Here is a 10,699-nt window from a genome sequence, read left to right on the forward strand (position 1 = left end):
GCCCCGGCTGCGGCGGGATGTGCGCCATCGGCAGCCCGGGCGCCGCCGCGGGCGCGGCCTGGCCGTCCGGCGTCGGATGCCGCACCTCGGACAGGTCCGGCATGTCCTTGACCAGCTCGGGACGGGCGATGCTGCGGGTCGGTCCGTCGATACCGACGGACTTCACCATCGCCGCTTCCTTGCGGGCCGCCTTGGCCGCCAAGTCAGCGGTGGTCCTGGCATTGGATGCGCCGCTGCCCTTCAGCCCACCGGACGAGGGGCCCGCACCGCCAGAGGACGGACGCCCCTGGCTCGGGGCCTCACCGGGCCGGTAGAGGTTCGACTGCGGCTCGCGCTGCGGCAGCTGCGCCCACCCGTCCTGGTAGGGCGACTTGCCCTTTCCGTTGCCGGCGGGCGGGGTGGGTTCGTTGCCCATCCGCACGGTCGACTGGTCGAACGATTCGCCCCCGGCGGCACCGGATTCCGGCGCTGCCGCGCCCTCGGCCGGACCGCCCTGGCGTGGGATCGGCCGCGGCTGGATCGGAGACGAGGCAATCCGCTCGGTGACGCCGTTGGTCTGGTTCCGATCGTCGTTCGACTGATTCGGTGTGGTCAATGGAATCCTCAGATCCGTTCGTTGCCGCCGCTGGTTGGGTTACTGCTCCGAAGCCGCGTCGCCGGTGAGCTGATCGGGATCGGGCTCGTCGGCGTTGCGCGCGATCGCTAGCAAGGTATCGCCATCCGCGAGGTTCATCAATCGCACGCCCTTGGTCTGGCGTCCAGCTTTCCGAACTTGCTTGGCTGCGGTGCGGATGACGCCACCACTGGAAGTGATCGCGTACAACTCGTCCTCGTCGTCGACGATGAGCGCACCGACCAGGCTGCCACGTTTCGGGTCGTACTGAATTGTCAATACGCCTTTTCCGCCACGACCCTGCGCGGTGTACTCCTCGATCGCCGTACGTTTGGCATACCCACCCGCGGTGGCCACCAAAAGGTAGGTGTCCTCGCGGACCACATTGAGCGAGAGCAATTCGTCGTCGGCGTTGAACCGCATGCCCTGCACACCGGAAGTGGCGCGGCCCATCGGACGCAGCGCCTCGTCGGTGGCGGAGAAGCGGATCGACTGACCGTGCGCCGAGACCAGCAGCAGATCGTCGTCGGCCGAGCACAGCACGGCGCCGACCAGCTCGTCGTCGTCGCGCAGGTTCACCGCGACGATGCCGCCGGACCGGTTGGAGTCGAAGTCGGTGAGCTTGGACTTCTTCACCAGGCCGGCGCGCGTGGCGAGCACCAGGTACGGCGCGTCCTCGTAGGTCTTGAGCTGGATGATCTGGGCGATCTTCTCGTCCGGCTGGAACGCCAGCAGGTTCGCCACGTGCTGACCACGCGCGGTCCGGTTGGCCTCGGGCAGCTCGTAGGCCTTGGCCCGGTAGACCCGGCCCTTGTTCGTGAAGAACAGCAGCCAGTCGTGGGTGGACGACACGAAGAAGTGCTTGACGATGTCGTCCTGCTTGAGGCCTGCGCCCTGCACGCCCTTGCCGCCGCGCTTCTGCGAGCGGTACAGGTCGGTCTTGGTGCGCTTGGCGTAGCCGGTCTCGGTGATCGTGACGACCACGTCCTCGCGGGCGATCAGGTCCTCGTCGGCGACGTCACCGTCGTTGGCGATGATCCTGGTCCGACGGTCGTCGCCGTACTTCTCGACGATCTCCGACAGCTCGTCGCGCACGATCGCGCGCTGGCGCTCCGGCTTCTCCAGGATGTCCTTGTAGTCGGCGATCTCGAGCTCGATCTTGGCCAGATCGTCGACGATCCGCTGCCGCTCCAGGGCGGACAGGCGGCGCAGCTGCATGTCCAGGATCGCGGTGGCCTGGATGTCGTCGATCTCGAGCAGCTGCATCAGGCCGGTGCGCGCGGTGTCGGTGTTGGCCGAGCGGCGGATCAGCGCGATGACCTCGTCGAGCAGGTCGAGCGCCTTGACCAGGCCGCGCAGGATGTGGGCCCGCTCCTCGGCCTTGCGCAGCAGGTAGCGGGTACGCCGGACGATGACTTCCAACTGGTGGTCGACGTAGTACCGGATCATCTGATCCAGGCGCAGCGTGCGCGGCACGCCGTCGACGATCGAGAGCATGTTCGCGCCGAAGCTGGTCTGCAGCTGGGTGTGCTTGTACAGGTTGTTCAGCACGACCTTGGCGACCGCGTCGCGCTTGACCGTCACCACGATGCGCATGCCCACACGGTCGGAGGACTCGTCGTGGATATCGGAGATACCCGCGATCTTGCCGTCCTTGACCTGCTCGGCGATCGAGTTGATGAAGTTGTCGGTGTTGACCTGGTACGGCAGCTCGGTGATGACGATCTGGGTCTGCCCGCGGCTGCCCTCCTCGATCTCCACCACACCGCGCATGCGGATCGAGCCGCGGCCGGTGGTGTAGGCGTCGTGGATGCCCTGGCCGCCGACGATCAGGCCGTGGGTCGGGAAGTCCGGGCCCTTGACCCGTTCCATGCACGCGGCGAGGGTGGTCTCCTCGTCGGCGTCGTAGTTCTCCAGCGCCCAGTAGATGGCCTCGGCCAGCTCGTTGAGGTTGTGCGGCGGGATGTTGGTCGCCATGCCGACCGCGATGCCGTTGCTGCCGTTCATCAGCAGCGCGGGCACGCGCGCGGGCAGCACGGTCGGCTCCTGCGAGCGACCGTCGTAGTTGGGGACGAAATCGACGGTCTCGCTGTCGATGTCGCGCAGCATCTCCATCGCGAGCGGCGTCAGGCGGCACTCGGTGTAACGCATGGCGGCCGCGCCGTCGTTGCCGCGGGAACCGAAGTTGCCCTGGCCGTCGACCAGCGGGTAGCGCAGCGACCAGGGCTGCGCCATGCGCACGAGGGTGTCGTAGATCGACGCGTCGCCGTGCGGGTGGTAGTTACCCATGGTCTCGGCGACCGGACGGGCCGACTTCACATAGCCGCGGTCGGGGCGGTAGCCGTTGTCGTACATCGCGTAGAGCACGCGCCGATGCACGGGCTTGAGGCCGTCGCGCACGTCGGGCAGCGCGCGGCCCACGATCACGCTCATCGCGTAATCGATGTAGCTGCTCTGCATTTCGTTCTGGATGTCGACCGGTTCGATCCGGTCGCCCGCACCACCGGAGGGCGGCAGCGTGGTCTCAGTCATCAAATCTCCTTCGAGGGCCTGACATGCTTCACGGGCGCGCGCTTACGGCGCAGCACCGGTTACACGTCCAGGAAGCGGACGTCCTTGGCATTGCGGGTGATGAAGCTGCGACGTGCCTCCACGTCTTCGCCCATGAGCACGGAGAACAGCTCGTCGGCCGCGGCCGCGTCGTCGAGCGTCACCTGACGAAGCACCCGCACCGACGGATCCATGGTGGTTTCCCACAGCTCCTTGGCATTCATCTCGCCCAGACCCTTGTAACGCTGGACGCCGTCGTCCTTGTTGATCTTCTTGCCCGCGGCCAGACCGGCTTCGAGCAGCGCGTCGCGCTCGCGGTCGGAGTAGGCGAACTCCGGGTCGGTGCGCATCCACTTGAGCTTGTACAGCGGCGGCTGGGCCAGGAACACGTGCCCGTGCTCGACCAGCGGGCGCATGAACCGGAACAGCAGCGTGAGCAACAGGGTCGCGATGTGCTGGCCGTCGACGTCGGCGTCGGCCATCAGGATGATCTTGTTGTAGCGCAGCTTCGCGATATCGAACTCGTCGTGGATGCCGGTGCCGAACGCGGTGATGATCGACTGGACCTCGTTGTTCTTGAGGACGCGGTCGATGCGGGCCTTCTCGACGTTGATGATCTTGCCGCGCAGCGGCAGGATCGCCTGGTACATCGAGTCGCGGCCGGACTTGGCCGAGCCGCCGGCGGAGTCACCCTCGACGATGTAGATCTCGCACTTGCTCGGATCCTTGGAGCGGCAGTCGGCCAGCTTGCCGGGCAGGCCGCCCAGGTCGGTGGCCGACTTGCGGCGCACCAGCTCACGCGCCTTGCGCGCGGCCACGCGGGCCTGCGCCGAGGACACCGCCTTCTGCACGATGGTCTTCGCGTCGGCCGGGTTGGCCTCGAACCAGTGCGTCAGGTGCTCGTTACAGGCGCGCTGCACGAACGACTTGACCTCGGTGTTGCCCAGCTTGGTCTTGGTCTGGCCCTCGAACTGCGGCTCGCCGACCTTGACGCTCACGATGGCGGCCAGGCCCTCGCGGATGTCGTCACCGGTGAGGTTGCCGTCCTTCTCCTTGAGGAGCTTCTTCTCCTTGGCGTACTTGTTGACCACCGTGGTCAGCGCCGCGCGGAAGCCCTCTTCGTGGGTGCCGCCCTCATGGGTGTTGATCGTGTTGGCGAAGGTGTGGACCGACTCGGAGTAGCCCGAGTTCCACTGCATCGCGACCTCGAGCTCGTGGCCGGTGCCTTTGCCGGTGAAGCCGACCACCGAGTTGTGGATGGCCTGCTTGGTGCGGTTGATGTGGCGGACGAAGTCCACCAGGCCGCCCGGGTAGTGGTAGGTGCGGGTCTTGACCTTGTGCTCGACCGGCTTCTCGACGCCTTCCTCGGCGTGCTTGGGCGCCTCGGCGGTATCGCTGACGACCTCGTCGGTGACGTCGGACTCGCTCACGCGCTGGTCGGTGAGGGTGATGGTCAGGCCCTTGTTGAGGAACGCCATCTCCTGCAGGCGGCGCGCGACCGTCTCGAAGTTGTAGGTGGTGGTCTCGAAGATCTCCGGGTCGGCCCAGAATCGGATCGTCGTACCGGTGCGCTTGGTCGGCTCACCCTGGATGAGCTTGCCCGGCTTGGCGTCCTTGTAGGTCTGGGCCCAGTGGTAGCCGTCGGTGTCGATCTCGGCTTCCAGCTTGGACGACAGGGCGTTGACCACCGAGATGCCGACACCGTGCAGACCACCGGAGACGGCGTAGGAGTCGGAGTCGAACTTGCCGCCGGCGTGCAGCTGCGTCATGACGACCTCGACGGTCGGAATGCCCTGCGCGTGCATGGCGGTGGGGATACCGCGGCCGTCGTCGATGACCTCGACACCGCCGTCCTCCAGCAGCGTGACGTCGACCCGCGTCGCGTAGCCGGCCATCGCCTCGTCGACCGAGTTGTCCACAACCTCCCAGATGAGGTGGTGGAGGCCGCGTTCACCGGTGGAACCGATGTACATGCCAGGGCGCTTGCGCACCGCTTCGAGGCCTTCGAGGACTGTGATGGAGGAGGCACCGTAGCCCTGCTTGTTGCCCGATGCGTTGGAGTCGTTGGCAGCCACTTGTCGGTAGCTCTCCTTACTTGCTGATCCCTGTCGCAGCGATCGGGCAGCACGCGGACTGCACAGCACGCGTCGAGGGTTCGCCGCTGGTTACGTCACCATCCTACTGGTAAGCCCAACTTACAGTGCACCTACGACACCCCTGACGCCGCCGTGAATGCAAGAAATCGGTCTACGGTGACAAGATTCCGCCTTCCGGAGATTTCCGCCCGGCAGAACTGGCGTGAGACTTGCGTTCGGCGGTTCCACGTGAAACGCGATCGACCGCCCCCGAGGCCGCTCCGAGTTATCCACAGGTTTTGTCCACATGTACAAAACTCGGGGCCCGAGAGCGTTGCGGCCACAAGGCAACTCGCCCCGGTCACCGCCCGGCTATCCGTAGGTGTCGCGTGGCCCGCGGCCCTTGATGTGTCGTTCGCCCTTGCGCCAGCTCGGCGCGGCGGGCCCGGTGATCCGCAGCGAGGTGACCACGCCCTGGCCGACCGCGGCATTGATCTTGGCCAGGATCTGGCCCTGCAACATGCGCAGCTGGGTGGCCCACGCGGTGGACTCGGCGGCGATCTTGAGCACGCCGCCCTCCAGCGTCACCGGGGTGGCATGCGAGGCGATATCCTCCCCGACCACGCTGGTCCACCGGCCGAACACCATGCCCTCGGCCACCTTGCCCGACCAGCCACGACTCTTCGCGATCGACCCGGTCAGGGCCGACAACAGCTGGGGATCACGGGGGTCGGGACCTGCGCCGGACCAGCCGGTGCGCCTGCGTCCACCCGCGCGCAGCTTGCGGACCGGGGATGCGCGGCCCTGGCCGACCGACTTGCCGCTGGCCTTGGCAGCGGCCCTGGCCTCCTCCAGCGCGCGCCGGGCCAGATCGATCCCGCGCAGCTCCGGTTCGGGCTCTTCGCTCACCTTGGTTCCTTCCGGTGTCGAGGCTGGCCGAGTGCGGGCTGAGTCTACGCCGGAGCGCCGACAGCGCCGTCCAGGCCGATCCGGCATATGTCCAGCATGTTGCCGGTTTTCCACAGGCTGCTGTTGATAACTATCGCTATCTGTGCATATCTTCCGGTTGTTCGGCCACCTCGGTGACGATTCGTGAGGTACGCCGATCGGCTTCGCCGGTCGTTTGCACCCGCAGCGGTTCGGCTGCCAGCTCGGCCGGCACGTCCTCGGCCACCGCCGCGGTGATGAGCACCTGCTCCGCGCCGGCGGCCACCTCGGCCAGCGCGGTCCGCCTGCGCCGATCCAGTTCGGCGAACACGTCGTCGAGCAGCAGCACCGGCTCGGTGCCCGCGCTGCGCAGCAGTTCGAACGAGGCCAGCCGCAGCGCCAGCGCGAACGACCAGGACTCACCGTGACTGGCGAAGCCCTTCGCGGGCGAGCTGCCGAGAAGCAGCTCGAGGTCGTCGCGGTGCGGGCCGACCAGGCACACCCCGCGCTCGAGTTCCCGGCTCCTGGCGGCGGCCAGCTCGCGCAGCACGATCTCGTGCAGGTGCGCCACGTCGTCGGCCCCCGGCTCGCGCGCCGGATCGAGGAGTTCGGGCGGCAGATATCCCGAGCGATAAGCGATTGCCGCGGGCCGTGATTCGGGCGCGATCGATCGATATGCCTGTGCCAGATACGGATACAGGTCGTGGACCAGGCGCAATCGCTGGGCCAGCAGCACCGAGGCGTGCTCGGCCAGATGCCCGTCCCACACGTCGAGGGTGCTCAGATCGGCGCGGGAACGGACATGGCGCCCAGCGGTTTTCAACAGCGCCGAGCGCTGGCGCAGCACCTTGTCGTAGTCGGCGCGCACGCCGGCCAGCCTGGGCAGGCGGGCTGTGCACAACTCGTCGAGGAACCGTCGGCGCTCCCCCGGATCGCCGCGCACCAGCGACAGATCCTCCGGCGCGAACAGCACGGTCTGCAGAATCCCGAGGATCTCCCTGGACCGGCGCACCGGCGACCGGTTGATCTGGGCCCGGTTGGCGCTGCCCTGCTTGAGCTCCACATCGACGCGCAATTCGCGGCCCGTGTTCACCACGGTCGCCCCGATCCGGGCCTGGGTCGCCCCCATCCGGATCAGCGGCGCGTCGGCGGAGACCCGATGCGACCCCAGCGTCGCCAGATAACCGATCGCCTCGAGCAGATTGGTCTTGCCGTTGCCATTGGCCCCCAACAGCACCGTGCGCCCTGGGGACAACTCGAGCTCGGCGTGTTCCCACGACCGGAAATCACGGACCGACAGCGCACGAATGAACATGCCGGATTACGCGGGCGGGCCGGCTCAGCCGGGCAGCCGGACCGGCATCAGCAGGTAGATGTACTGGCTCTCCAGCGCCGCGAACGCACCCGACTCGAGCACCTTGGGCTCCTCGTCGGAGGCGGGCAGCAGCACGGCGGGACGGCTCGGGGTGGTGAACCCGAAGGTGACCCGCTCCGCGTGCAGCGCCGACAGTCCCTCGGTCAGGTAGCCGGGGTTGAAGGCGATGGTCAGCGGCTCACCGCGGAAATCGGCCTCCAGCCATTCCTCGGCGCGGCCCGCGTCGTCCCCACCCGCCGACAGCAGCACGCCGTCGGTGGAGAACTCCAGACGCACCTGGGCGCCGCGCTCGGCCACCAGGGCGACGCGCTTGATCGCCTCGGACAGCGCCGCGACGGGCAGCGTGGCGATGGAGGTGTGCTCCTTGGGGAGCAACTGGCGGAACTTGGGGAATTCCGCGTCGAGCAGGCGGGTGGTGGTGCGCCGGCCCGCGTTGACGATGCCGAGCAGGCCGTCGGCCCCGCCACCGCTGCCCAGCGACAGCTGCACGGGCGCGTCGGCGGCACCGAGGGTCTTGGCGGCTTCGGACAGCGTGCGCGCCGGGATGAGCACGGCGGTCTCGATGTCGGAGCGGGTGGGCTGCCACTGCAGGTGCCGCACGGCCAGGCGGAAGCGGTCGGTGGCGGCGAGGACGACATCGTTGCCCTCGATCTCGACCCGGATGCCGGTGAGCATGGGGAGCGTGTCGTCGCGGCCCGCGGCGACGGCGACCTGACCGACCGCCTCGGCGAACACATCGACACCGAGCTCACCGGTCTGCTGCGGCACCTCGGGCAGCTGGGGATAGTCCTCGACCGGCATGGTCGGCAGGGAGAACTTGGCGCTACCGCAGGCGATGAGCACGCGGGTGCCGTCGACGGAGACATCGACCGGCTTGTTGGACAGCGCCTTGGTGATGTCGGCGAGCAGTCGGCCCGAGACCAGCACCTGGCCGGGACCGGCGACCTCGGCGGCCACCCGCATCTGCGCGGAGACCTCGTAGTCGAAACCGGAGACCGTCAGGCCGTTCTCGTCGGCGACCAGCAGCACACCACCCAGAACGGGCACCGGAGGACGGGAGGGCAGGCTGCGCGCCACCCAGGCCACCGACTCGGCGAAATCCTCTCGGGCGACCCGAAACTTCATGCTCGCAAGCTCCATCGCCCGATTTTGTCCTCTCCGAGTTTCGAATCCGTGTGCGGGGTGTTCAGCGGAGTTGAGGTGCTGCGTCGGCCGCGCACTGAGTCTCGCACAACAAGCCGACAACCAAACGGTACCCGGGCATCGCGGGAAGTCCGCATCGACCCTCCCTGCCGATCGAGCCCTCGCTACCCGTCCCCTCTCCTCCTTGCCGCTTGTGAGTGGAGCACCGACCGAGCCGAGCCTCTCCGACCGACTTTCCACACACCTTGTTTTGAAGAGATCTCTTCAAGAAATAGAACTGAAGTAGTAGTAGGCACTGTGGAATCTGTGGACTTCGGCCGAATCCGCAGGTCAGAGCGCACGTCGGCATGGGGATGGCCGTGGGGTGTCTCGAGGATGAACCGGGAGCGTCTGTGGACGCCCGAAGTTGTCCCATTTCCATCCTCGAGTAGTCCTCGAGTTGTTCCACCGGATTCACCCTGTTGTTCACACGCGGGGGCAGGGTGGTGGCAACCAGGTGGATTCCTCGAGGACTCCACACGGATTCCTCGAGGAATCCACAGGGCAGATCCGCCGACGTCGCAGGTCGGGGTGACCGTGGAGGTGTGAGTGGATCCGGCTGTGGACGATGTGGACAACTCCCTGTGAGCGAACACTCCCAGATCGCTCCCCAGCCCCTGTGCGCCGATCGGTGCACAACCGGTGGATTCCTCGAGGACTCCACAGGGATTCCTCGAGGAATCCACAAGGCAAAAAAGAACACCGCCCCAGGTCAGGGCGGTGTTCGAGGGTGTGGATGAAATCAGCGCGAGCGCTGTTTGATCCGGGCTGTGAGTTCTTGCACCTGGTCGTAGACACGGCGTCGCTCGGTCATCTCCTTGCGCACCTTCTTCTCCGCGTACATCACCGTCGTGTGGTCGCGACCGAACGCCTGCCCGATCTTGGGCAGCGACAGATCGGTGAGCTCGCGGCACAGGTACATCGCGATCTGCCGGGCCTGCGCCAGCGGCCTGGCCTTGCCCGGCCCGGTCAGTTCCTCGAGCGTCGTGTTGAAGTACTCGGCGGTGACGGCCATGATCGTCGCCGCGTTGATCTCCAGCGCCGCGGTGTCGGGCATGAGATCGCGCAGCACGACCTCGGCCAGCGAGAGATCCAGCGGCTGACCGTTGAGCGAGGCGAAGGCCGTCACCCGGATCAGCGCGCCCTCGAGCTCACGGATATTGCGCTCCACCCGGCTGGCGATCAGTTCGAGCACGTCGTGCGGCACATCGAGCCGGTCCATCCGCGCCTTCTTGCGCAGGATCGCGATGCGGGTCTCCAGTTCGGGCGGCTGCACATCGGTGATCAGGCCCCACTCGAAGCGGGTCCGCAGCCGCTCCTCCAGGGTTGCCAGCTGCTTGGGCGGGCGGTCGGAGGAGACGACGATCTGCTTGTTCGCGTTGTGCAGGGTGTTGAAGGTGTGGAAGAACTCCTCCTGGATGCCTTCCTTGCCCTCGATGAACTGGATGTCGTCGACCAGCAGGATGTCGGTCTCGCGGTAGCGACGCTTGAACGCGACCTTGCGATCGTCGCGCAGGCTGTTGATGAAGTCGTTGGTGAACTCCTCGGTGGAGACGTACTTCACCCGCATGCCGGGGAACAGTCGCTGCGCGTAATGCCCCGCCGCGTGCAGCAGGTGCGTCTTGCCCAGACCCGACGCACCCCAGACGAACAGCGGGTTGTAGGCCCGGGCCGGCGCTTCCGCGATCGCGACCGCGGCCGCGTGCGCGAACCGGTTGGACGCGCCGATGACGAACGTCTCGAACGTGTACTTGGCGTTCAGGCTCGCCGAGGACGACGCCTGCGGCGGGGCCTCGGGCGACTTGTTGAAGTAGGTCGGCCAGTTGTTGCGGGCGTCGACCACCGGCTCGTCGTCCGCGGGCTCGGCACCGGGCGTACCCGGCCGCAGCGGTTCCGGCGCGGCCTCGGTGGGGGCCTCCTCGGCCCGCGCGGCGATCGGCTCCTCCGACTGCGGACCCCGGCCCCGGCTCGGCGCGC

6 protein-coding genes and 1 pseudogene are annotated in these 10,699 nt (G+C 67.3%); all 7 read right to left on the bottom strand.

What is annotated here, in order from left to right; all coding sequences use genetic code 11:
- Window positions 1–595 (bottom strand): annotated as a pseudogene (locus V8688_RS29295) (DUF3566 domain-containing protein); the annotation flags it as partial.
- Between the two features lie 39 nt (window positions 596–634).
- Complete coding sequence (gene gyrA, locus V8688_RS29300) at window positions 635–3,145, bottom strand: DNA gyrase subunit A (protein WP_218722276.1); 2,511 nt, start codon at window positions 3,143–3,145, stop codon at window positions 635–637.
- Window positions 3,146–3,204: 59 nt separating this feature from the next.
- Window positions 3,205–5,238 carry a DNA topoisomerase (ATP-hydrolyzing) subunit B gene (gene gyrB / locus V8688_RS29305; protein WP_218722275.1) on the bottom strand — a complete coding sequence of 678 codons (2,034 nt, stop codon included), beginning with the start codon at window positions 5,236–5,238 and terminating at the stop codon, window positions 3,205–3,207.
- 372 nt (window positions 5,239–5,610) lie between these two features.
- On the bottom strand, window positions 5,611–6,147 hold the full coding sequence (locus tag V8688_RS29310; protein WP_218722274.1) for a DUF721 family protein: 537 nt from the start codon (window positions 6,145–6,147) through the stop codon (window positions 5,611–5,613).
- 136 nt (window positions 6,148–6,283) lie between these two features.
- Entirely contained in the window at window positions 6,284–7,480 is a 1,197-nt protein-coding gene (gene recF, locus V8688_RS29315; RefSeq protein WP_218722273.1) for a DNA replication/repair protein RecF, read from the bottom strand.
- A gap of 24 nt (window positions 7,481–7,504) precedes the next feature.
- Complete coding sequence (dnaN, locus tag V8688_RS29320) at window positions 7,505–8,680, bottom strand: DNA polymerase III subunit beta (RefSeq protein WP_218722272.1); 1,176 nt, start codon at window positions 8,678–8,680, stop codon at window positions 7,505–7,507.
- Between the two features lie 784 nt (window positions 8,681–9,464).
- A partial coding sequence (gene dnaA / locus V8688_RS29325) for a chromosomal replication initiator protein DnaA (RefSeq protein WP_342802149.1) occupies window positions 9,465–10,699 on the bottom strand: 1,235 nt, incomplete at its 5' end.

It is taken from the genome of Nocardia sp. No.11 (assembly GCF_038752175.1).
Classification (GTDB): domain Bacteria; phylum Actinomycetota; class Actinomycetes; order Mycobacteriales; family Mycobacteriaceae; genus Nocardia; species Nocardia canadensis.

Excerpts from the sequence above, each read along its gene's own strand:
- gyrA (WP_218722276.1), bottom strand. The coding sequence starts at position 3,145 with ATGACTGAGACCACGCTGCCGCCCTCCGGTGGTGCGGGCGACCGGATC.
- recF (WP_218722273.1), bottom strand. The coding sequence starts at position 7,480 with ATGTTCATTCGTGCGCTGTCGGTCCGTGATTTCCGGTCGTGGGAACAC.
- dnaN (WP_218722272.1), bottom strand. The coding sequence starts at position 8,680 with ATGGAGCTTGCGAGCATGAAGTTTCGGGTCGCCCGAGAGGATTTCGCC.